The organism is Paraburkholderia sp. (assembly GCF_028283785.1).
GTDB lineage: Bacteria > Pseudomonadota > Gammaproteobacteria > Burkholderiales > Burkholderiaceae > Paraburkholderia.
In genome coordinates this window covers 160,324-183,085 of record NZ_JAPWKB010000008.1, presented here as the reverse complement: position 1 = coordinate 183,085, position 22,762 = coordinate 160,324, and the positions used below count along the sequence as shown (strand labels likewise).

Annotated in this window: 22 protein-coding genes; 14 read left to right on the top strand and 8 right to left on the bottom strand. The window is 63.0% G+C overall.

What is annotated here, in order from left to right; all coding sequences use genetic code 11:
• The first annotated feature begins 2 nt into the window (after positions 1-2).
• The 9 genes from PW947_RS10440 (at position 3) to PW947_RS10400 (ending at position 9,217) form a co-directional block, all read left to right on the top strand.
• Positions 3-887 carry a GNAT family N-acetyltransferase gene (locus PW947_RS10440; protein WP_299631425.1) on the top strand — a complete coding sequence of 295 codons (885 nt, stop codon included), beginning with the start codon at positions 3-5 and terminating at the stop codon, positions 885-887.
• A gap of 15 nt (positions 888-902) precedes the next feature.
• The gene (locus PW947_RS10435) at positions 903-1,826 is read left to right on the top strand and encodes a glyoxylate/hydroxypyruvate reductase A (protein ID WP_299631424.1); all 924 of its coding nucleotides are present in this window, start codon (positions 903-905) and stop codon (positions 1,824-1,826) included.
• A gap of 177 nt (positions 1,827-2,003) precedes the next feature.
• Positions 2,004-3,428 (top strand): aspartate aminotransferase family protein, encoded by a 1,425-nt coding sequence (locus tag PW947_RS10430; protein WP_299631423.1) that lies wholly within the window; start codon positions 2,004-2,006, stop codon positions 3,426-3,428.
• Between the two features lie 61 nt (positions 3,429-3,489).
• Entirely contained in the window at positions 3,490-3,987 is a 498-nt protein-coding gene (locus PW947_RS10425; protein ID WP_299631422.1) for a winged helix-turn-helix transcriptional regulator, read from the top strand.
• 252 nt (positions 3,988-4,239) lie between these two features.
• Positions 4,240-5,352 carry a tartrate dehydrogenase gene (locus PW947_RS10420; protein WP_299631421.1) on the top strand — a complete coding sequence of 371 codons (1,113 nt, stop codon included), beginning with the start codon at positions 4,240-4,242 and terminating at the stop codon, positions 5,350-5,352.
• A complete protein-coding gene (locus tag PW947_RS10415) occupies positions 5,349-6,821 on the top strand; it encodes an NAD-dependent succinate-semialdehyde dehydrogenase (RefSeq protein WP_299631420.1) in 1,473 nt (490 codons plus the stop codon). The genes PW947_RS10420 and PW947_RS10415 overlap by 4 nt, the downstream gene beginning before the upstream one ends.
• A gap of 26 nt (positions 6,822-6,847) precedes the next feature.
• Entirely contained in the window at positions 6,848-7,831 is a 984-nt protein-coding gene (locus PW947_RS10410; protein WP_366146110.1) for a M14 family metallopeptidase, read from the top strand.
• A 50-nt stretch (positions 7,832-7,881) separates the two neighbouring features.
• Positions 7,882-8,226 (top strand): cupin domain-containing protein, encoded by a 345-nt coding sequence (locus PW947_RS10405; protein WP_299631418.1) that lies wholly within the window; start codon positions 7,882-7,884, stop codon positions 8,224-8,226.
• Between the two features lie 115 nt (positions 8,227-8,341).
• A complete protein-coding gene (locus tag PW947_RS10400) occupies positions 8,342-9,217 on the top strand; it encodes a GNAT family N-acetyltransferase (protein ID WP_299631417.1) in 876 nt (291 codons plus the stop codon).
• Between the two features lie 116 nt (positions 9,218-9,333).
• Here PW947_RS10400 and PW947_RS10395 read toward each other — a convergent pair whose 3' ends face one another.
• Genes PW947_RS10395 through PW947_RS10385 form a run of 3 tightly spaced genes read right to left on the bottom strand, consistent with a single transcriptional unit; the run spans position 9,334 to position 12,726 of the window.
• Positions 9,334-10,491: an FAD-binding oxidoreductase gene (locus PW947_RS10395; RefSeq protein WP_299631415.1), complete on the bottom strand. Its 1,158-nt coding sequence runs from the start codon at positions 10,489-10,491 to the stop codon at positions 9,334-9,336.
• A gap of 59 nt (positions 10,492-10,550) precedes the next feature.
• Entirely contained in the window at positions 10,551-11,219 is a 669-nt protein-coding gene (locus PW947_RS10390; protein ID WP_299631413.1) for a haloacid dehalogenase type II, read from the bottom strand.
• A 40-nt stretch (positions 11,220-11,259) separates the two neighbouring features.
• Positions 11,260-12,726: an aldehyde dehydrogenase family protein gene (locus tag PW947_RS10385; RefSeq protein WP_299631411.1), complete on the bottom strand. Its 1,467-nt coding sequence runs from the start codon at positions 12,724-12,726 to the stop codon at positions 11,260-11,262.
• 71 nt (positions 12,727-12,797) lie between these two features.
• Between PW947_RS10385 and PW947_RS10380 the strand changes: the two genes are divergently transcribed.
• Together PW947_RS10380 and msrA are read left to right on the top strand one after the other, a co-directional pair.
• Positions 12,798-13,730, top strand: coding sequence for a LysR substrate-binding domain-containing protein (locus PW947_RS10380; protein ID WP_299631410.1), 933 nt, complete (start codon positions 12,798-12,800; stop codon positions 13,728-13,730).
• Positions 13,731-13,838: 108 nt separating this feature from the next.
• Positions 13,839-14,354 carry a peptide-methionine (S)-S-oxide reductase MsrA gene (msrA, locus tag PW947_RS10375; protein WP_299631409.1) on the top strand — a complete coding sequence of 172 codons (516 nt, stop codon included), beginning with the start codon at positions 13,839-13,841 and terminating at the stop codon, positions 14,352-14,354.
• Between the two features lie 52 nt (positions 14,355-14,406).
• Here the strand turns inward: msrA and PW947_RS10370 are convergent, their stop codons facing one another.
• The 5 genes from PW947_RS10370 to PW947_RS10350 all read right to left on the bottom strand — a co-directional run bounded on the left by PW947_RS10370 (position 14,407) and on the right by PW947_RS10350 (position 18,915).
• Positions 14,407-15,108, bottom strand: a complete 702-nt coding sequence (locus PW947_RS10370) for an amino acid ABC transporter permease (protein WP_299631407.1) — start codon at positions 15,106-15,108, stop codon at positions 14,407-14,409.
• The gene (locus PW947_RS10365; protein WP_299631601.1) at positions 15,105-15,854 is read right to left on the bottom strand and encodes an amino acid ABC transporter permease; all 750 of its coding nucleotides are present in this window, start codon (positions 15,852-15,854) and stop codon (positions 15,105-15,107) included. Before PW947_RS10365 ends, PW947_RS10370 begins: the two co-directional genes overlap by 4 nt.
• A gap of 89 nt (positions 15,855-15,943) precedes the next feature.
• On the bottom strand, positions 15,944-16,762 hold the full coding sequence (locus tag PW947_RS10360; protein ID WP_299631405.1) for an ABC transporter substrate-binding protein: 819 nt from the start codon (positions 16,760-16,762) through the stop codon (positions 15,944-15,946).
• Positions 16,763-16,934: 172 nt separating this feature from the next.
• Positions 16,935-18,272, bottom strand: a complete 1,338-nt coding sequence (locus PW947_RS10355; protein ID WP_299631404.1) for an LLM class flavin-dependent oxidoreductase — start codon at positions 18,270-18,272, stop codon at positions 16,935-16,937.
• Positions 18,273-18,321: 49 nt separating this feature from the next.
• Positions 18,322-18,915 (bottom strand): carboxymuconolactone decarboxylase family protein, encoded by a 594-nt coding sequence (locus tag PW947_RS10350; protein ID WP_299631403.1) that lies wholly within the window; start codon positions 18,913-18,915, stop codon positions 18,322-18,324.
• Positions 18,916-19,275: 360 nt separating this feature from the next.
• Here PW947_RS10350 and PW947_RS10345 point away from each other — a divergent pair, with 360 nt between their 5' ends.
• The 3 genes from PW947_RS10345 to PW947_RS10335 are packed head-to-tail and all read left to right on the top strand — an operon-like array spanning position 19,276 to position 22,736.
• Positions 19,276-20,823, top strand: a complete 1,548-nt coding sequence (locus tag PW947_RS10345; RefSeq protein WP_299631402.1) for an ABC transporter substrate-binding protein — start codon at positions 19,276-19,278, stop codon at positions 20,821-20,823.
• On the top strand, positions 20,816-21,841 hold the full coding sequence (locus PW947_RS10340) for an ABC transporter permease (protein WP_299631401.1): 1,026 nt from the start codon (positions 20,816-20,818) through the stop codon (positions 21,839-21,841). Before PW947_RS10345 ends, PW947_RS10340 begins: the two co-directional genes overlap by 8 nt.
• A 1-nt stretch (position 21,842) precedes the next feature.
• On the top strand, positions 21,843-22,736 hold the full coding sequence (locus tag PW947_RS10335; RefSeq protein WP_299631400.1) for an ABC transporter permease: 894 nt from the start codon (positions 21,843-21,845) through the stop codon (positions 22,734-22,736).
• Positions 22,737-22,762: the final 26 nt, after the last annotated feature.

Here is a 22,762-nt window from a genome sequence, read left to right as displayed (position 1 = left end):
CTGTGTCCGGATCGCCAGAAAATGAAACGCTTGTCTATCGACGCTTCACCCCCGACGACATCGCGGCCGCGCACGGCCTGACGATGGCGGTCAGCTGGCCGCATCGTGCCGAAGACTGGCGCTTCGCGGCCGAAGCCGGAAGCGGTTTCGCCGTCGAGGATGCGGGAAACGTGATCGGCACCGCGCTGTTCTGGAAGTTCGGCGCGGACCGCGCGACGCTCGGCATGGTGATCGTGTCGCCGGACTATCAGGGGCGCGGAATCGGCGGCAAGCTGATGAACCTGGTGCTGCAGGAAACCGGCGATCGCGTGACCTTTCTGCACGCGACCGAAGCCGGCCGGCCGCTTTACGAAAAGCTCGGCTTCCGGGTGTGCGGCTCGCTCGAACAGCATCAGGGCGCGGTGTTTCAGCCGCCGCTCGTGTCGTTGCCCGCAGGTGAACGGCTCCGTCCGCTGGGCATCAACGATACGCCGCAACTGATCGAACTCGCGTCGCGCGCATGCGGTCTCGACCGTAGCGAGGTACTGCCCGCACTGTTGCAAAACGCCGACGGCATCGCGCTCGCTCGCGATGGCGAACTGCTCGGGTTCGCGCTATTCCGGCGCTTTGGGCGGGGTTACGCAATCGGTCCGGTGGTCGCCCCCGACTCCGCGGACCACAGCCGCGCGAAGGCGCTGATCCGTCATTGGCTGGCACTGAACGAGGGTGCGTTCGTGCGGATCGATGTGCCGTCCGGCAGCGGTCTGACGGACTGGCTGATCGGGCTGGGCCTGCCGCGTGTCGATCTCGTCGTGAAGATGGTCCGCAATAGCGATCCGGCCAGCCACGAGGGGCCGCCCGACCCGCTGGTCCGCCAGTTCGGCATCATCAATCAGGCGATGGCCTGAGCGCGAACCGGCGCCGTGACCTTCCTCTATAAAGCCGACCCGGCGCGCGGCGCGCAATGGGCCGCGCGTTTCGCACAACTCGCCCCCGACCTGCCGTTTCGCGTGTGGCCCGATATCGGCAATCCCGCCGATATCCGCTATCTGGCCGCCTGGTCGCCCGACGATCTCGCCGAAACGCTGCCTAATCTCGAAGTGGTGTTTTCGGTCGGTGCGGGTGTCGATCAGTTCGATCTGTCGCGCGTCCCGCCGCATCTGCCGGTCGTCCGGATGATCGAACCGGGGATCGTCGAAGGCATGGTCGAATACGTGACCGAAGCCGTCCTCGCCGTGCACCGCGACCTGTTCGACTATGCCGCGCAACAGCAGGCGCGCGTATGGAAAGCGCGGCCGGTCCGCGCTGCGGCGTCGCGGCGCGTCGGTGTGCTCGGGCTCGGCATGCTCGGCACGGCAGTGCTCGAGCGTTTGAAACTGTTCGGCTTTGCTTGCGCGGGATGGAGCCGCTCGCCGCATACGATCGACGGCGTCGAGTGTCATGCCGGTGACGCGTCGTTCGATACGTTTCTCGGCAGAACCGATGTGCTCGTGTGTTTGCTGCCGCTCACCGACGCCACCCGCGGTCTGCTGTCGCGACGCGTGTTCGATGCGTTGCCGGCAGGCGCATCGCTGATTCACGTCGGACGCGGGCCGCAACTGAACACCGCCGACCTGCTCGACGCGATGGACGCCGGACATCTGCACAGCGCAGTGCTCGACGTCACCGACCCCGAACCGTTGCCCGTCGATCACCGTCTGTGGTCACAGCCCCGTGTCAGGCTCACGCCGCATATCGCCAGCGCGACGCGGCCCGAAGGCGCCGTCGACGCCGTGCTGGACAATCTGCGCCGCCACCGTGCCGGCGAGCCGATGCATGGCGCGATAAACCGGGAACGCGGTTACTGATTCGCGCGGTGAAAGCCCGCAATTAAGCGGGCGCGGCAGAAAATGCTGCGCACTGGGTGCAAAACGCGGCGGCTACGCTTTTTGGCAATATTTTTGGCGGCACGACAGGTAGCCGGCAATCGTTAGTATGGATCGGTCAACAGTCACTTCCGCACCATCCCGCGACGAGAACCCAACATGCCGAATCAATCGCTTATCGAAGCCGACCGCAAACACCTGATTCATCCGGTCATCAATTACCGCGCGCACGAAGCCCGCGGCGTCACCGTGCTCGAATCCGGCCACGGCGCGTATCTGCGCGACCGCGACGGCAACGAACTGCTCGACGCGTTCTCGGGCCTCTGGTGCGTGAACGTCGGCTATGGCCAGGACAGCATCGTCAAGGTCGCCGCCGAGCAGATGGCTCGCCTGCCCTACGCGACCGGTTACTTCCACTTCGGTTCCGAACCGGCGATCGAACTCGCGGAGAAGCTGGTGTCGTATGCGCCGGCGTCGCTGCAACACGTGTACTTCACGCTCGGCGGGTCGGACGCGGTCGATTCCGCGATCCGCTTCATCACCCACTACTACAACGCAACCGGTCGTCCGGCGAAGAAGCACATGATCGCGCTGCAACGCGGCTATCACGGCTCGTCGTCGATCGGTGCGGGGCTGACGGCGCTGCCCGCGTTCCATCGCAACTTCGATCTGCCGCTGCCGAGCCAGCATCATCTGCCGTCGCCGTATCTGTATCGCGCGCCGGATGGCGTCGATGCGGCCGCGTTGATCGCCTCGTCGGTCGCCGCGCTCGAAGCGAAGGTCGCCGAACTCGGTGCGGAGAATGTCGCCGCGTTCTTCTGCGAGCCGATTCAAGGTTCGGGCGGCGTGGTGGTGCCGCCGGTCGGCTGGCTGAAAGCGATGCGCGACGCGTGCCGCCGTCTCGACATCCTGTTCGTCGCCGACGAAGTGATTACGGGGTTCGGCCGCACCGGCCCGCTGTTCGCCTGCGAAGGCGAACAGGTCGAGCCGGACCTGATGACGGTCGCGAAAGGTTTGACGGCCGGATATGCGCCGATGGGCGCGGTGTTGATGTCGGACGCTATTTATCAGGGGATTGCCGGTGCGTCGAGCGATACGGCGATCGTCGGTCATGGCCACACGTATTCGGCGCATCCGGTCAGCGCGGCAATCGGTCTCGAAGTGCTGCGGCTCTATCATGAAGGCGGCCTGCTCGCGAACGGTCAAGCGCAAGCGCCGCGCTTCGCCGCGGGTCTCGACGCGTTGCTCGATCATCCGCTGGTCGGCGATTCGCGTCATCGCGGGCTGGTCGGTGCACTGGAACTGGTGTCGGACAAGCGCAGCAAGCAAGGCTTCGATCCGTCGCTGAAGCTGTCCGAGCGGATCTCGGCGTCGGCGTATCGCAATCAGCTGGTGTTCCGCGCATTCGGCGACAACATCCTCGGCTTTGCTCCCGCGCTGTGCTACACGGAGGCCGAATTCGACCTGCTGTTCACGCGCCTGAAACGCACGCTCGACGACGTCCTCGACGAGGCCGACGTGCGCGCCGCGCTTAAGGGTTCATCCCACGGCGGATCGCACGGAACCAGCCGCGCGGCTGCATAATGGCGTGATAACATCGGTTGGCTTTACTGCACAATTTTCGATCGTTAGACCGAACCACGACATGAGTAGCGACTGCAAGCTGGACCGGATTGACCTGCGCATTCTTTCGCAATTGCAGAAGAAAGGCCGCATTACGAATGTCGAGCTTGCCGATGCAGTCGGCCTTTCGCCGAGTCCGTGCCTGATCCGCGTGAAGCGTCTGGAAAAGGCCGGCTATATCGTCGGCTACGGCGCGCAGATCCAGCTCGAAAAACTCGGCGATGTGCAGATCGTCTTTACCGAAGTGACGCTTGCCGACCATCGCCGCGAAGACTTCATCAAGTTCGTCGCGGCGATCCGCGATGTGGACGAGATCGTCGAATGCCATCTGGCGAGCGGCGGCTACGACTATCTGCTGAAGTTCGTCACGCGCAGCGTGAGCCATTATCAGAGCATCATCGAAGGACTGCTCGAACGCGATATCGGCATTGAAAAGTACTTCAGCTACGTCATCATCAAGACGCCGTTCATCAAGACGCATTACCCGCTCGAAACACTGTTTTCGCAGAACCACAACTGATCGACGGACGCGGTTTTCATAGCGGGTGTTTTCACCGCGTCCGGTTTCAGTGTCGCGTCATCCAATCCCCTTCTCTTTCAACAGCACACCGCGCCGCCATCCTGCGACGCGCGTTCCGTTCGCGCGCTTTTTTCGGAACGTCCGCTGCGTCTGCGCTTCAAATGCGATTTTTTATGCTGTGGCCGCCCGCATAGAATGAGTCTCACCGTTCACGCTCGCGCCTGCAGGCGAGCCCATGAGGAGAGAGTCGTTATGAGCAGCACTTACCGGATCGCGGTGATTCCCGGCGACGGCATCGGCGTCGAAGTGATGCCCGAAGGTTTGCGCGCACTCGAAGCTATCAGTCAGCGCTTCGGCATCCAGTTCGATTTCCGCCACATCGAATGGGCGAGCTGCGACTACTACGAGCAGCACGGTCAGATGATGCCCGACGACTGGAAAGCGCAGTTGCAGGATTGCGATGCGATCCTGTTCGGCGCGGTCGGCTGGCCCGATCGCGTGCCGGACCATATCTCGCTGTGGGGTTCGCTGCTGAAGTTCCGCCGCGAGTTCGACCAGTACATCAATCTGCGCCCCGCGCGCCTGTTCGAAGGCGTGCCGTCACCGCTCGCAGGACGCAAGGCAGGCGATATCGATTTCATGATCGTCCGCGAAAACACCGAAGGCGAATATTCGTCGGTGGGCGGCACGATGTTCGAAGGCACCGAGCGCGAAGTGGTGATGCAGCAGGCCATTTTCACGCGTCACGGCACCGAGCGCGTGCTGAAGTTCGCGTTCGAACTCGCGCAGCGTCGCGAGAAAAAAATCACCGTCGCGACCAAGAGCAACGGCATCTCGATCAGCATGCCGTGGTGGGACGCGCGCGCCGCCGAAATGGCCGCGCGCTATCCGGAGATCTCGTGGGACAAGCAGCACATCGACATTCTGTGCGCGCGCTTCGTGCTGAACCCGGACCGCTTCGACGTGGTCGTCGCCTCCAACCTGTTCGGCGACATCCTGTCGGATCTCGGCCCGGCCTGCACCGGCACGATCGGCATTGCGCCGTCGGGCAACCTGAATCCCGAGCGCAATTTCCCGTCGCTGTTCGAACCAGTTCACGGCTCGGCGCCTGACATCGCCGGCAAGCACATCGCCAATCCGGTCGCGATGATCTGGTCGGCGGCGATGATGCTCGACTTCCTCGGCCACGGCAAAGGCGTCGAGCGTGAAGCACACGACGCGATCCTGTCGGCCATCGAAAGCGTGCTGAAAGAAGGTCCGCACACCGGCGACCTCGGCGGCAACGCCAACACGGCCGAAGTCGGCAAGGCCGTCGCCGCCCGCATCGCCGGAATGCCCGACGATTCATCAAGGATTCGCGCATGACACTCGAACAGCAAGCGGGTCCGCTTATTCGCACGGACAACTTCATCGATGGCCGCTGGGTTCCGGCGCAGCGTAACCGGCAGTTCGCCGTGACGAATCCCGCGACCGGCGAACGCATCGCTCTGGTCGCGGACAGTTCCGCCGCCGACGCGCGCGCCGCCACCGATGCCGCCGCGCGTGCGCTGCCGCACTGGCGCGCGCGGCTGCCGGCAGAGCGGGCGGCCGTGCTGCGTCGCTGGCACGCGCTGATTCTGGCAAATCAGGACGCGCTCGGCGCGCTGATCTCGCTTGAGCAAGGCAAGCCGCTCGCGGAAGGTCGTGGCGAGGTCGCCTATGGCGCGTCGTATGTTGCGTGGTTCGCGGACGAAGCGACCCGGATCTACGGCGACCTGATTCCGGCACAGCAACGCGGCAAGAAAATGAGTGCGGTGAAAGAGCCGGTCGGTGTCGTCGCGGCCATTACACCGTGGAATTTCCCGCTCGCGATGATCGCGCGCAAGATCGCGCCGGCGCTCGCGGCGGGTTGCACGGTCGTCGGCAAACCGGCTGAAGATACGCCGTTGACGGCGCTTGCGCTGGTTCAGCTTGCGCACGAAGCGGGCGTGCCGCCCGGTGTGCTCAACCTGATCACCAGCTCGCGCGAGATGGCCGTCGAAACCGTCGCCGACTGGCTCGCCGACAGCCGCGTGCGCAAGATCACGTTCACCGGATCGACGCCGGTGGGCAAATATCTGGCGCGCGAATCGGCGGGGACGCTCAAGAAACTGTCGCTCGAACTGGGCGGCAATGCGCCGTTTATCGTGTTCGACGACGCCGATCTCGACGCGGCGGTGGAAGGTTTGCTTGCCGCAAAATTCCGCAACGGCGGACAGACCTGCGTGTGCCCGAATCGGGTGTATGTGCAGGCGGGCGTGTACGAGCGCTTCGCGGCGTTGCTGTCCACGCGCGTCGCGGCATTGCGCGTCGGTCCCGCGTCGGACGACGCATCGCAGATCGGCCCGATGATCAATCTTCGCGCGGTCGACAAGATCGCGCGTCATGTCGACGATGCGCTGCAACATGGCGCCACCGTTCTGACTGGCGGCAGTCGTCTGTCCGCGCTCGGCGCGCATTACTACGCGCCGACCGTGCTCGGCGATGCGAACGCGACGATGGCGTTATGCGCGGAGGAAACCTTCGGTCCGGTCGTGCCGCTGTTTCGTTTCGATTCGGAACAACAGGCCGTCGAAGCCGCGAACGACACACCGTTCGGGCTCGCCGCATACTTCTACAGCCAGGATCTGCGACGGATCGAGCGGGTGTCACGCGCACTCGAGGCGGGCATCGTCGGAATCAACGAAGGCGGGTTGTCGTCGGAAGCGGCTCCGTTCGGCGGCGTGAAAGAATCCGGCTACGGTCGCGAAGGCTCGAAGTACGGACTGGACGACTATCTGTCGATCAAATACCTGTGCCAGGGAGGACTCGAATGAACGCCGACGCGTTGGACCCCAACAACATCGAACCGTATCCGGTCGAGATCGAATTCCCCGACATTTCGGCGCACGCCGACGGCAATACCGGCATTCCCTACGTGCATACGTTCGACTCCGGCGTGCCCGGCCCGCACGTGATGATCAACGCGCTGACGCACGGCAACGAAGTGTGCGGCGCGATTGTCGTCGACGACTTGCTGCGCGCCGGTCTGCGACCCCGACGCGGCACGCTGACACTCGCATTCGCGAACGTCGATGCGTATGCGCGCTTCGATCCCAAACGTCCCGACGCCGCGCGTTTCGTCGATCAGGATTTCAACCGGGTGTGGACGACGGCCGTGCTCGACGACCTCTCACGCACATCGAGCGAACTCAGCCGCGCCCGTCAGATGCGCCCGGTAATCGATACCGTCGATACCTTGCTCGATCTGCATTCGATGCACGAAAAAAGCGCACCGCTGATCGTCGCCGGTCCGCTGAAAAAAGGCATCGCGTTGTCGCTGCAACTCGGCACGCCCGCCACCGTCATCTGCGATGAAGGCCATCCGGAAGGCCGCCGGATGCGCGATTACGAGGACTTCGGTCGCGAGAACAGTGCGCGCAATGCACTGCTGATCGAATGCGGTCAGCACTGGGAAACAAGCGCGGTGACCGTGGCGCGCGACAGCACTGCGCGCTTCCTGCTGCTCGCCGGCGTGGTCGATCAGGAAGACCTTCCGCCAGACTGGATAGCGCCGTTACCGGCCACGATGCACGTGGTTCGGGTCACCGAGCCGGTCGTCGCGCAGAGCATGGATTTTCGTTTCGCTGGACCGTACACGGGCCTCGAAGTCTTCGACAAGGCCGGTTCGGTGATTGGCTGGTCGGACGGCAAGCCGGTCGTCACGCCCTACGACGATTGCATGCTGGTGATGCCGTCGCTGCGTCAGTTGCGCCCCGGCGTGACCGTCGTGCGGCTCGGGAAGATCGAGCAACGCGTCGAACAATCCGCCAGCGGGCGACAGTGAATCAGGCGGGCGGTCGATCGCTCGCGCCAACTACGTAAAAGGAAAGATCGATGAAGGTTCAGCAGATCAGGCAAGCCGTCCACTGCGAATTGCCGGAGGATTGGGGCACGGCCGGTTTGCCCGGCACCGAGCCGTCACGCGTGACCGGTCGTCAGGTCGTGATTCCGGGCCTCGAAGCCGTCGATACCGGCGTGTTCGAATGCTCGGCCGGCACCTATCGACGCGTCGTGAAAGAGGCCGAAGTGATGCATTTCATTGCCGGTTCGGGTTCGTTCACGCCGGACGGTGAAGAGACGGTGCATTTCGCCAGCGGCGACACGTTGTTCTTCGAAGCCAATACCCAAGGATTGTGGGAAGTGCGCGAAGCAATGCGCAAGATCTACGTGATTTTCTGACTCATCGAACCGGCGCAAGCCGCGCCGCGCGTCACGCAACAGGAATGTCCTATCAACGCGTGACGCGCGGTGTGAAAGTAAGCCTCAAGCTCAATCAACGATGGAGAAGGACCCGATGTCCGCTTCGAAAGAAACACTGCACATTAGCTACCGGGCGTTCACGGTGACCGATATCGACGCGGCGCACGGTCTTTCCATCGCCGTACGCTGGCCGCATCGCGCCGAAGACTGGCGCTTTGCGCTGGAGGCAGGCGCGGGCTTTGTCGCCGAGCTGGACGGCGTCGTGATCGGCACCGCGCTGTTCTGGGCATTCGGCGCGGATCGCGCGTCGCTCGGGATGGTAATCGTCTCGCCCGACTATCAGGGACACGGCATCGGGCGCAAGCTGATGGAACTGCTGCTCGAACAAACCGCCGGGCGGATCACATTCCTGCACGCAACGCCCGCCGGCAAGCCGCTCTACGAAAAGCTCGGTTTCGAGGCATTCGGCTGGACGCAGCAGCACCAGGGCACGATCTCGCCGCCGCCGCTCGCCGCGCTGCCGGACGGCGAGCGCCTGCGCCCGCTCAGCGCGGAAGATCTGCCCCGCGTGATCGAACTCGCGTCTCGTGCGAGCGGTCTGGACCGCAGTGCGGTTTTGCCGGCGTTGCTGGAAGTCGCGCAGGGAATCGGGCTCGAACGTGACGGCGAACTGATCGGCTTTTCGATCCTGCGACGCTTCGGCCGGGGTCATGTGATCGGCCCGGTCGTGGCTGCCGAGCCCGGCGATCTGAGTGGGGTGAAGGCGCTGGTGCATCACTGGCTCGCGGCCATGCCGGACGAGTTCATGCGCATCGATATTCCGGCGGAATGCGGGCTCGCCGAATGGCTCGTCGCGCTGGGAATGGCGCACGTCGATACGCCGCTGAAGATGGTGCGCAATGCACCAACGGCACCTCAGGCCGACACGCGCGTCAGGCAGTTCGCGATCGTCAATCAGGCGATGTATTAAGCAGGAGTCAAGGCGCCCGGTCGGGCGCCTTTCAGAGAGAAAACAGACAGGAAGGGATGGCAGATCGGCCGCTCACACGTGCGGCCTCGCGAAGCGCCACGGGCTTCGCGACGTCTTCAGGCCGCCGCGCGTGCAATGCTCGCGTCGGCCGTGGACGCGAAACGACTGATCGAGAACGGTTCGATGGGCGTGCTCGTGGTGCCGATGTCGATCAGTTCGGCCATCACGTCGCCGACGCCCGGTCCAAGCTGGAAGCCCGCCCCGCAAAAGCCGAACGCGTAGTACAGACCGTCCACCTTCGCGCTCGGCCCCATGATCGGGCGTTCATCGGGCATATAGCCCTCTACGCCGCTCCACACCCTAATGATGTTGAAGCGCGACAACGCAGGCGCGAGCCTCGCCATCTGACGAAATTGCAGCAGCGTGTTCTCGGGAAGCACCTTGGCCCGTCGCTCGTCCAGATAGGCCTGAACCCGCGCACAACCGCCGATCACGATATTGCCGCGCTCCACCTGACGGAAATAAAGCACCTCTTCCATCATCGGCGACGACACGCCGACCACCTCGCGTATCCGGTAAGGGACCGGCTCGGTCACCGCCATCTGCGGACCATGCACAGCGATCGGCACGGGTTCGCCGAACTGCGTGCTGAGCTGATTGCCCCAGGCGCCGGCAGTGATCACCATATTCGGCGCGCAAAACACACGACCGTCGGTGCTGGTCGCGCGAAACTCGCGACCGTCTTTTTCGACCGTGGCGATCTCGGTGTTCTCGACGATTTGCGCGCCCGCGCGCGCCGCCGCGCGGCCGAACGCCGGCGCGGCGAGACGCGGATTGGCATGGCCGTCCATCGCCGAGTACGACACCGTCCTTACCTCGCGCCCGAGATAGGGGAATTTGGCACGCAGCGCGTCACCGGTGTAAAGATCGAGCTTCAGCCCATAGTGCGCGGCCTCTTTCGCGTACACCTCGAACGCGTCGGCCTGCTCCTGTCGGTAGCCGACACGGCAATGCCCCGATTGCAGGAATTCGGCGGAATGCCCGATGAGTTCGGGCATCTTTCCCCAGATCTCGCGCGAGCGATTGGCAAGCGGCAATTGCGGCAGGAACCGTCCTTGACGACGCACGTTGCCAAAGTTGACACCGCTTGCCTGCTGCCCGATCAACCCACGTTCGAGCAGGATCACCGAACGCCCGCGCTGACGCAGGAAAAAGGCGGTGGCGACGCCCATGAAGCCGCCACCCACCACGATCACATCGGCTTCCAAACGCATCGTTTTCCCTTCTCCGTTTGCGATTGCAGACCGCTCACCGCATGTTTCGATCCCGACGATCAGAGACCGACCACGCCCGCCAGACCACCGATATCCTGAATCTCAGTGTAGTTGTACGCCGGATTCGACGGACCATGTCCGCGATTGACGAACACCTTGTTCCTGATGCCGAGGTCGTCCGCGGCCATCAGGTCGTATCGCAGGCTCGACGAGACGTGCAGGATGTCTTCCGGACCGCAGCCGAGGTTGTCCAGCATGTACTCGAACGCGGGCAGGCGCGGCTTGTACGCCTGCGCCATTTGCGCGGTGTACACACGATGGAACGGCGCGCCAAGCTTGTCGACGTTGCTCTGGATCTGATCGTTCGACGCGTTCGACAGAATCACCAGCGGAATTTCCTTCGCCACTTTCGCGAGACCTTCCGGCACGTCCGGATGCGGACCCCAGGTCGGCACGGCGTCGTAGAACTTCTGTGCTTCGGCGTCGTTGTATTCGATGTTCCAGCGCTTCACGGTACGACGAATCGCGTTCTTCACGACGTCCTGATACGGCTTCCACGCGCCGAGCACCTCATCCATCCGATACGACGCGAAATCCTTCGTGAACTGCTCCATGTTGTCGGCTGCGACACGGTCGCCGAATGTCTCGCGCGCGAGATCGCTCATCCGGAAACGGGTCAGCGTGCCGTAGCAATCGAACGTAATGTATTTGGGTTTGAAGAGAGCCATGTCCTGGTCCTTGTGAGCAGTGTGACGGTTGATTGCGGATTCAACCGAACCCGATGATCGCTTTCGTTTCGAAATACTCTTCGAGTCCGTGGACGCCGTACTCGCGCCCATTGCCCGAGCGTTTGTATCCGCCGAACGGCGCATACGGGTCCCAGGCCGGATGATTGATATGCACTTGCCCGGCGCGAATCCGCGTCGCCACGGCGCGCGCGGCGTCGAGGTCTTGAGCCTGAACGTGCGCGCTCAGTCCGTACGACGTGCTGTTCGCGATGCGGACTGCGTCGTCCACGGTGTCGTACGGAATGATGCACAGCACCGGCCCGAAGATCTCTTCCTGAGCAATCCGCATCAGCGGATCGACGCCGGAGAAAATCGTCGGTCTTGCGTAGAAACCTTGGTCGAAACCCGGCACGCGGCCCGGACCACCGCACACGAGCTTCGCGCCGTCGCGGATGCCAGCATCGATCATCGTCTGCACGCGATTGAACTGAGCCTCGTTGGCGAGCGGCCCGAGCACAGTGTGCTCCGAGCGCGGATCACCCACGACGATTGCATTGGCGATCGTCGCGGCCAGCGCCTCGATTTCGGCCAGGCGGTCGCGCGGCACGACCATCCGCGTCGGCGCACTGCAAGACTGACCGACGTTGCGGAACGCAGCCATCACACCGAGCGGCACGGCTTTCGCGAAATCCGCATCGGGCAGCATCACGTTCGCGGATTTGCCGCCCAGTTCCTGCGTTACGCGCTTCACGGTCTGGGCGGCGGCCTGCGCGACCAGTGCGCCCGCGCGGTTCGAGCCGGTGATCGAAATCATGTCGATATCCGGATGCGCGGCAATCGCTTCGCCCACATCGGGGCCGCTGCCGTTCACCAGATTGAAAACGCCAGGCGGCAAACCCGCGTCGTAAACGATCTGCGCGAACAGCAACGCGCTGAGCGGCGACAACTCACTCGGCTTGAGGACCACCGTGCAGCCGGCGGCAAGCGCGGGCGCCACTTTCGCCGTGATCTGATACAGCGGCCAGTTCCACGGCGTGATGAGACCGCACACGCCGATCGGCTCGCGCACGACGGCCGTGCCATTTTCAACGCGGCTGAAGCGATAGCCCTTCAGCACGTCGCACGCAACACGCACGTGCTCCGCTGCGAGCGGCACCTGCATGGCGCGCGCAAAGCCGATCGCCGCACCCATCTCGAGCGAGATCGCCTGCGCGAGCATTTCGGTGCGGTCGATAATCAGCTGATGAATTCGCTCGAGAATCGCTGCGCGAAAGCCGACGGACGTCGCCGACCACGCATCGAACGCAGCACGCGCGGCATCGACCGCACGATCGACGTCTTGCGCCGAACCCCGCGCAATCTCGGCGATCACCTGTTCCGTTGCCGGGTTGACGACCGGCATCGATCCAGCTTGGGCGGGTGACGTCCAGCGGCCGTCGATAAAGAAGCGGCGACAGATCTCGGGATCGACGCGGTAATCATCAGAGGCGGAGTGAGTTGAGTTCATGCGATTCACTATAGAAAGCCAGAAGTTTGTCGTGTTTAATATGGTCTAAATCCATCGTTAAAGGCTGGTTAATGATCGAACTGGACGACATGCGTCTGTTCCGTGCACTCGGCGTGTCGCGCTCGTTGGCCGCAGCGGCGAGACTTCTGAATCTGACACCGCCCGCCGTCACGGTCCGGCTACAGCGGCTCGAAGAGCGTTTAGGGGTGCGCCTTGCGGTGCGCGAGGCGCGCGGTATCTCACTGACGGATGAAGGCCAGCGGCTGCACCAGGAAGCCAACGAACTGCTTGAAAGAATCGAAGCCATTCCGTCTCGCGTCTCCGGAGAAATGGGCAGCGCGACGGGGAATCTGCGGATCGTCGCGCCATTCGGCTTTGGACGGGCGCACATCGCGCCGCTGGTGCGTGACCTGCATCGCGCGCATCCGAAGCTCACGATCTCGCTCGCGCTGTCGGACAGTCCGCTCACGGCGGCGGCGGGCGCCGACGTCGTCGTATCCATTGGTAATATCAAGGCGTCGTCGTGGGTTGGTCACTACCTTGCGCCGAATGAGCGCTACCTGTGCGCCAGCCCTGCCTTCGCGCGACGCCTGCGCAAGCTGGCACATCCGTCCGAGCTCGCGCAATACGAATGCCTCTGTTTGCGCGAGAACGACGAAGACGTGACACGCTTGCGCTTCATGCAGGCCGAAACCGAAGGACAAACCGCCGCCAGAGCTGTCACGATCCGGATGTCGGGCGCGCTGTCGTCGAACGACGGCACCGTCATCAGCGACTGGGCGCTCGACGGCCTGGGGATCATCGAGCGTTCGGAATGGGATGCGGCGCGGCTGATCGCGTCGGGAAAATTGGTGCGCGTGCTGCCGGCATGGCGGCTGGAGCCGGCGCCCGTGATGGCGCTACTGCCGACGCGCCACGGCGTATCGAGTCGCCAGCGGGTGTTTCTCGACGCCGCGAAACAGGCGTTCGATCCCGCGCCGTGGCGCCGTGAGGGCCGCGGCTAACGGCACGCAGCGGTCCGCAGTAGCACTCGTATTAGCGGTTCGCTAGCATGTGAACTTACTTAAGACTGGCGTGTTCGTGAAAGCACGCCTTTGACGGAGAAACCTGGTATGACAACTCAAACCGAAACCGCCCTGCTTGCCGGTGGATGCTTCTGGGGTATGCAAGATCTGCTGCGTCGCCATGACGGCGTGCTCGAGACGCGCGTCGGTTACACCGGCGGTGAAGTGCCGAATGCGACTTACCGGAATCATGGCACCCACGCCGAGGCGATCGAAGTCGTGTTCGATCCGAGCCGGATCAGCTTTCGCCAGATTCTGGCGTTCTTCTTTCAGATTCACGACCCTTCGACCAGCAATCGTCAGGGCAACGACGTCGGAACGAGCTACCGGTCAGCCATCTTCTATCTGAGCGACGAGCAGAAGCAGGTTGCGCTCGATACCATCGCCGACGTCGACGCATCTGGCCTCTGGCCGGGCAAGGTCGTCACCGAGGTTGCGCCGGCCGGCCCCTTCTGGGAAGCCGAACCGGAACATCAAGACTATCTGGAGCGGATTCCCAACGGATACACGTGCCACTTCGTCCGCGCAGACTGGAAATTGCCGGCCCGCGAAGTGAAATCGTAAGACGGGGCGACGGGCGAAAGCTTCGTCGAACGGCGCGGGCACGCCCATGTCGCTATGGCGTTGACGGATCGGGACGCGGGCCGGAAACGGCCGTCAACAGCCAGGTCGCCGCCCACTGGAACGCGCAACACAAGATCAGATAGACCAGTCCGACGAAGATAAAGATTTGCGCGGGATAGACCATCAACCGGCTGTTCACCTGATTCGCGAGAAACGTGAACTCGGGAACGCCGACGATATACGCCAGCGACGTGTCCTTTATCAACGACACCCATTGATTGACGAACGACGGCGTCATGATGCGGATCGCCTGGGGTAACAGCACGTGACGCAACGCCTGGGCACGCGTCATCCCCAGCGACAGCGACGCCTGCCATTGCCCCTCGCCGACCGCAACGATGCCCGCCTGCACCGAATGCGACAGATACGCGCCGCCGATCAGCGCCAGCGCGCAAACGACCGTCGCGAGACCGGACACATCGATATGCAGCAGCACCGGCATCAGGAAGAAGGTCCAGAAGATCAGCAGCAAAACCGGAATGGCCCGGAAAAAGCCGATCACCCCCAGCAACAGGCTATGCACCGCACCGCGGGTCATCGCCAGCAACACGCCGCCCGCCAGCCCGAGAAGCGCCGACAGGATCGCCGAGCTCAGCGCGAGGACAACCGTGAGCGCGACGCCGCCGAGCGGACCATTCGGGAAGGCACCGACCAACAGGTAACGGAGCAGCGGCAACCAGTCGGACGGACTCATGCGCGGCCTCCGCGTGAATGACGCGCACCCGACAACGCGCTGTTGCCGTGCCGCTGCCACAGCACCACGGCGACTTCGAGCGCGGCGATGATCGCGATGTAAAGCACCGTCGCCATCCCGAAAGACTGGAACGTCTTCAGTGTCTCGGTTTCGACCTGACGCGATGCATACGACAACTCCGCAAGCCCGATCGCCATCGTCAGTGAAGAGTTCTTGACGACATTCATGTATTGCCCGGCCAAAGGCGGAATCGCGACACGTATCGCCTGAGGCAGGATCACGTAACGGAACGCGGTGAGGCGGGTCATGCCGAGCGCGGCCGCAGCCTGGTGCTGGCCCGCGCGAACGCCGCGCAGTCCCGCCCGGAATTCCTCTCCGATAAAGGTCGTCGAATAGCAGGTCAGACCGATCCAGCCCGCGACCCACTCGAAGCTCGGCCAGCTCAATGCGATCGGTCCGACAGCGAGCCGATGCGGTGTATTGAGCCAGGTCATCGCGCTGTCGGGCATCAAGGTCGCAGCCCCGAAATACCAGAACAGCAACTGGACCAGCAGCGGCGAATTGCGAAAGACCAGCACATAAGCCGCAGCCGCCCGACGCAATGCGGACACCTTCGCGCTACGCGCGAGTGCCAGCACAAAACCCAAAAGCGTCGCACTGACGATCACACTGGCCGACAACCCCAACGTCATCGCGAATCCATGCCAGATCCAACCGGTGTAGCGGGCTTCGAGCCATCCATTCATTGTCATCATTCAAAACCGATTTTGCCGAGCCAAACGAAACCGGCCCGCCGTCGGATAAACGGCAGGCCGGGAAGCAAGCGCGAGCGCGCCTAGCTTTTTTGCGCGTCGCCGATCTTGAACAGACGCGGCAACGGTGCGCGGCTCTTCGGACCGAACCACTGGTCATAGATCTTCGTGGCGTTGCCGCTCGCTTCGAGGCCGACCAGCGTCTGATTCACCGCATCCAGCAGACGCGGTTCGTCCTTCGGCACACCCACGCCTTCGTAATCGTTCGAGATGGTGAACGGCGGGATTTCGTACTTCGTCTTGTCCGGTGCATTGGCCAGCAATGCGACCAGCTTCGGGCCGTCCTGCGTGATGGCCTGGACGTTGCCCGCGCGCAGCGCCGCGAACGCGAACGGCGTGTCGTCGTAAGCGACGATGGTGGCGGCCGGGAACTGGGCGTGGACCTGTTGTTCGTTGGTCGTTCCCTTGTCCGCGCCGATGCGCAAAGCGGCAAGCTGCTGCGGCGACGTCAGTACGCCCTTCTTCGCGATGAACTGCGTACCGGAGGCGAAATACGGCGTGCTGAAATCGATCTCCTTCTTGCGTTCGTCGGTGATGGTGAAATTCGCGAACACCAGATCGACCTTGTTCGACTTCAGGAACGCGATCCGGTTAGCGGGATTGGTCGGCTGGATCTCGAGCTTGACGCCGAGTTTCGCGGCGACCGCACGTGCGTAATCGACATCGAGGCCGACAACCTGGTTGGTCTTCGGATCGACGAAACCGAACGGCGGATTGCTGTCGAAGGTCGCGACGCGCAACACGCCCGCCTTCCTGATATCGTCCAGCCTGTCAGCGTGCGCGACGCCCGAAATCGTCAGCAAGAGCCCCAGCACGGCAGCGCCGCGAGTCCATGTTTTCATGTTGAATCCCCGTGAATCGAATCTATGTTGTCGTGATGTGCCCTCAGCATCCGGCACTCAGGCGGCTGACTTTAGCAGCGGGGTCGAGTGCGGCGAACAAAGGAATTCTCGGGTGCTAATGCGGTAACGTGATAACAGGAATGCGTCCGGACCAATCCGGGAATATCGTGCTTCATGTCCGGCGCGAGCGTGGCCGTCGCAAGCCCAGGTTCTCGCGCAACGTGCGCCCTTCGTATTCGTCGCGGAACAATCCGCGCCGCCGCAGTTCAGGCAACACCAGTTCGACGAAATCGGTGAGTCCATCCGGCAACAACGGTGGCATCACGTTGAAACCGTCGGCGCCGTAATTCACGAAACGCTCTTCCAGTTGATCGACGATCTGCTCCGGCGAGCCCACGAGTTGCCAGTGTCCACGTGCGCCCGCGACGCGCAGATAAAGCTCGCGGATCGTCAGGTTCTCGCGGCGCGCAAGGTCGAGCGTCAGCGACTGACGACTCTTGCTCGCATTCGTCTCGGGCAATGGCGGGATGGGACCGTCGAGCGGATACGACGACAGGTCGAAGCCCCCCGTCAGTCCCGACACCAACGCGAGTCCGACCTTCGGATCGACCAGCGACTGCAGTTCTTCGAACTTCTCTCGCGCCTCGCTTTCGGTCTGCCCGACGATCGGCAATACGCCCGGCATGATCTTCAGGTCATCCGGCTCGCGGCCATAAGCGTGCAGACGCCCTTTCACGTCCGCGTAAAAATCGATCGCCTCCTGCAAGGTCTGCTGCGCGGTGAAGATCACTTCGGCGGTTTTTGCGGCCAGTTCCCGGCCCGCCTGCGACGATCCCGCCTGCATCACCACCGGATGCCCCTGCGGCGCGCGTGCGACGTTCAGCGGCCCTCTGACCTGAAAGAACGTGCCCTTGTGATCCAGCACATGTCGCCTGGATGGATCGAAGAACCGCCCTGCGGCCTTGTCTCGGACGAAGGCGTCGTCGTCCCAGCTGTCCCATAGTCCGGCCGTGACGTCGGCGAATTCGGTTGCGCGTGCGTAGCGCTCGGCGTGTTCGAAATGTCGATCGCGATTGAAGTTTCTGGCTTCGTGTTCGCTGGACGTCGTGACCAGATTCCAGCCCGCACGCCCCCCGCTGATGTGATCGAGCGACGCGAATTTGCGCGCGATATGGTACGGCTCGTTGAAGCTCGTCGAGGCGGTGCCGACCAGACCGATACGTTCGGTCACGGCGGCCAGCGCCGACAGCAACGTGATCGGCTCGAACTGCGCGACGTAGCTATGCGCGGTGCGACTCAGGAACTCGACGTCGTCGCCACGTGTTCCGACGCCGTCGGCGAGAAACACGAGATCGAACTTTGCCGCTTCCGCCGCCTGCGCAAGCTGCACGTAGTGACGGAAGTTGACACCGGCGTCCGCCTGCGCTTTCGGGTGCCGCCACGCGGCAATGTGATGCCCGGACGGATAAAGAAACGCGCCGAGGCGCAAATGCCCGCTACGTGTGCTCATAAGCGCTCGCAAAGAGAAATTGACGATTGGGGTTCGCGCCCCGTGCGGTTCACCGATCGAATACCTTCGCGATCGCAAGCGTATGCGCGTAGACGGCACCCGCGCGCAAGACAGCCGCAATCGCGTAACCCTCGTCGAGCGCATCCGGCGACACGCCGTGATCGATCGCGAGTTGATGAAACGTGCGCCGCAGCGCGTCGCGACGTTGCGCGAACGCCACCGTCGCGCTACTGACGAGACGCAATTCGAGCGGCAACGTGTCGTTCTGCAGAATCGCTGCGACGAATTCGTCGCGGGATGTCCCGACTGACGATCCGCCGATCACCGAACCCTTTACATCGACATCCAGCGCAGGACTCACTGCGATCTCACCGGTTTCGATCGTTTCGATTGCGGCCGTGATATAGGCGGCCGCGAGCAGTTCGTCGAGTGTGGCGCCCAACTGCCGCGCGATCTCCGCATGATGTTCGATGCAGTACTCGCAACGCGTCACCTGCCCGACCGCCACCGCCACGATATGTTTGTCGCGGCTGCTGAGCTTGCCGTCGCTCCAGTGCGTCCGCGAAAACTGCCTGAATGCGCGTGCATGCGCGTTCTTCCGTTCCAGCGCCGACAGCAAGCGGGTTTCGTCTTCGTGACTCATCGTTTCGATCCGTTCAATGGGTTCGTCGCACCCGACGCAGCATCCTCCGGTCGCGTCAGGGACGAACGGACGACGACCATACCGTGACGCGTTTCTCGCGACAACGAAGAAAATCCGATAAGCATCTACGCGTCGCTGCGTCTGCACGATCCCGACGCGCTGCCCCGAATATGCACAGCAGATTTAATTGGTTCCTGCCCGGCAGACGCGTTGCTATCGTCGACGGCTCACTTGAGCGGCTCGATCAGCGCCATACGAACAACAGCGTCAAAAGGGGAACACACCGTGTCGATCAGCAGCAGCATTCAGGGATGGAGTCGTGCAACACGCCGCGTGCTAGGCGCAGCGTTGATTGTCGGGATGAGCAGCGCTTACGCCCAGACGCCGAAACACGGCGGCACACTGACCGTCATTGCGCAACCCGAGCCCGTCATTCTCACCGCTGCGTTGAGCACGTCGTCGCCGACCGGGATTTTCAGCACGAACGTGTTCGACGGCCTGATCGAATACGACAAGGACTTTCATCTGAAGCCCGGCCTCGCAGTGAAATGGGGACTCTCCGGGGACAGCAAGACGCTGACGCTGAACCTGCGTCACGGCGTCAAATGGCATGACGGTGCACCGTTTACATCGGCGGATGTGAAATGGACGCTGGAAAACGTCTGGAAAAAATACCATCCGCGCAATCAGGCGCTGTTCGCCAACGTGGATCGCGTCGATACGCCGGATGACTATACGGTGATCATTCATTTCAGCAAGCCGTCGCTGGCGGTTTTGAGTTCGCTGAACAGCAATGGTGCGCAGGTGTTGCCGAAGCACTTGTACGAAGGCACGGATATTCTGAACAATCCGTATAACAACAAGCCCGTCGGCACCGGTCCCTTCGTATTCAAAAAGTGGGTGAAAGGCGACTACATTCTGCTGGAGCGCAACCCGAACTACTGGGACGCCGGCAAGCCGTATCTCGACAAGGTGATCTACCGCGTGATCCCCGATGGTGGCGCGCGTACCGCCGCGCTCGAAAAAGGCGAGGTGCAATATGCGCCGCTGAGCCCCGTTCCCGCGCGCGATGCGCAACGGCTCGCGAAGTTGCCGACCTTGCGCATCGAAACGAAGGGTTATGAATGGCTATCGCCGTGGCTGTTCCTCGATATCAATGTGGACCGGCCTTTCGTGAAGGACGTGCGGGTGCGCGAGGCGCTGTATCGCGCGATCGATCGCGACGCGTATAACCGCGTGGTGTGGTACGGCTTCGGCAAACCGGCTGTCAGCCCGGTCGTATCGACACTCACGCAGTTCTTCGAACCGAACGTGCCGAAGTATCCGTACGACGTGGCGAAGGCCAATGCCCTGCTCGATGCGGCCGGTTACAAGGCCGGACCCGACGGCATCCGCTTCAAGCTGACGATCGACTATCTGCCGTACGGCGACGAATTCCTGCGCAGTGCGGAGTTCATCAAGCAGGCATTCCGCAAGATCGGCATCGCCGCCGATATCCGCAATCAGGACACGCCGACCTACACGCATCGCATCTATGGCGACCGCGATTTCGACGTGACGATTCAATGGTATGCGGGCTTTTCGGATCCGCAGGTCGGCGTGACGCGCGATTACCAGTCCGACAGTATCGGCAAGAACATTCCGTTCACCAACGGCTCGGGCTATCGCAATCCGAAGGTGGACCAACTGATTCGCGACGCGCAGAGTTCCGGCGACCAGGCCGAGCGCGTGCGTCTGTTCAAGGAGTTCCAGCGCATCGTGCAGACGGATCTGCCGTCGCTGCCGCTCACTGAACTGCACTTCTTCACGCTCGAGTCATCCGATCTTCACGACACGGTCAGCGGTGTCGATCAGGTGTATGGGTCGTTCAAGAACGCGTGGTACACGGACCCGTCGAAACATGAGTGACACCGCTTCGGCTGGCGGCCTCGCGCCGCCGCGCACCTCGGGGAGAGGCGCCGCCGTCGCGGCTCTCCGCAAGCTCGGGCAACTGCTCGGCATCGTGCTGGGCATCGCCGTCGTCAACTTCTTTCTGCTGCGGCTCGCACCCGGCGACGCCGTGCAGGTCATCGCCGGCGAGTCGGGCTCCGCGTCACCACAGTACATCGCGGCGTTGCGTCAGCAGTTCGGACTGGACCAGCCGCTGTGGTATCAGTTCGTCAGGTATCTCGAACACCTGGCGCGTTTCGACCTCGGGTATTCGTTTCGCGAGGGCATGTCCGTCTCGCATCTGATCTGGACGCGGCTTCCCGCGACGTTGCTGCTGATGGGCGCCGCCGTGCTGATCGCGGCGGTGTTCGGGCTCGTACTCGGCTCGCTGGCAGGATGGAAAGCCGGGCGCATCGTGGACGTGCTGGTGTCGACGCTGTCGCTAATCTGCTTCGCTACACCGCTGTTCTGGGTCGGCTTGATGCTGGTGGTGGTCTTCTCGGTCTGGCTCGACTGGTTGCCGGTCGGCGGGATGCAAACCGTCTCGTCGGGATTGACGGGTTTCGCGCGGGCCGCCGATGTATTGCGTCATCTGGTGCTGCCCGCCGTGACGCTGTCGCTGTTCTATCTTGCGGCATACATCCGTCTGATCCGCGCAAGCGTCATCGAGGTTCGCGGGCAAGACTTCATTCGCACCGCTGTCGCGCGCGGCGTTCGGCCCGCGCGTCTGTTCCGGGTGCATATCCTGCGCAATGCGCTGATTCCTTTCGTGACGATGCTGGGGATGCAGATCGGCTCGATCGTCGGCGGTGCGATTGTCGTGGAGACGGTGTTCTCGTGGCCCGGACTCGGGCGACTGGCATTCGACGCACTGGTGCGCCGCGACCTGAACGTGCTGCTCGGCATTTTGCTGTGCAGTTCGATTCTGGTCGTCCTGATCAACTGGACCACCGACGCCATCAACCAATGGCTCGACCCCCGAATTGCAAAGCATTGACATGCCCGACACTCTCGACACACACGCTGCCCGCTCCCTTGTCGAACCTCGCCCGCCTCGCCGCGTGTTCCGGTTATTCGGTCGCGCGCGGCGCTGGCCGTCGGCGGCGATCGGCGCGATCGTGTTACTGGCGATCGTCGTGATCGCTGCGACGGCGGGCTGGCTGCGTCCGGGCGATCCGCTCGAACTCGTCGCCGAACCGTTCCTGCGACCCGGCCACGACCCGGCTTTCCCGCTCGGCACCGATATGCTCGGCCGCGACATTCTGTCAGGCATCTTTTACGGTGCGCGCGCGTCGCTGCTGATCGCCGCGACATCGACCGCGATCAGCCTGCTGATCGGCGTGACGGCCGGTCTGGTCGGCGGGTACTTCGGCGGATGGGTAGATCGCGAGATCAATCGGGTGACGGTATTTTTCCAGACCGTGCCGCCCTTTCTGTTCGCGCTTGCGATCGTCGCGATCGTGCAACCGTCGGTCGTCACGATTGCGATGGCGATCGGCATCACGTCATGGCCCAATCTCGCGCGTCTGGTGCGTGCGGAAACGCAAAAGCTGCGTCATGGCGAGATGGTGCAGGCGAGCATCGCGATCGGCGCGAGCGATCTCCGGATCATCGTCTCCGAGATTTTGCCCAACACGCTGAGCCCTGTGATCGTTTCGACATCGCTGCTGGTTGCGACCGCGATCCTCACCGAATCGGCGCTCGCTTTTCTCGGACTGGGCGATCCCAACATCGCGAGTTGGGGCAACATGGTGGGCGCCGGACGCGAAGTGCTGCGCACCGACTGGTACATCGCGACGCTGCCCGGCCTTGCGATCGTCGTCACGGTTCTTGCGCTGAATCTGCTAAGCGACGGGCTAGCGGGCATGCTGGGGCAGCGTATCGAACGATGACGCCGCGTCTTTCACGACGCGGCCGT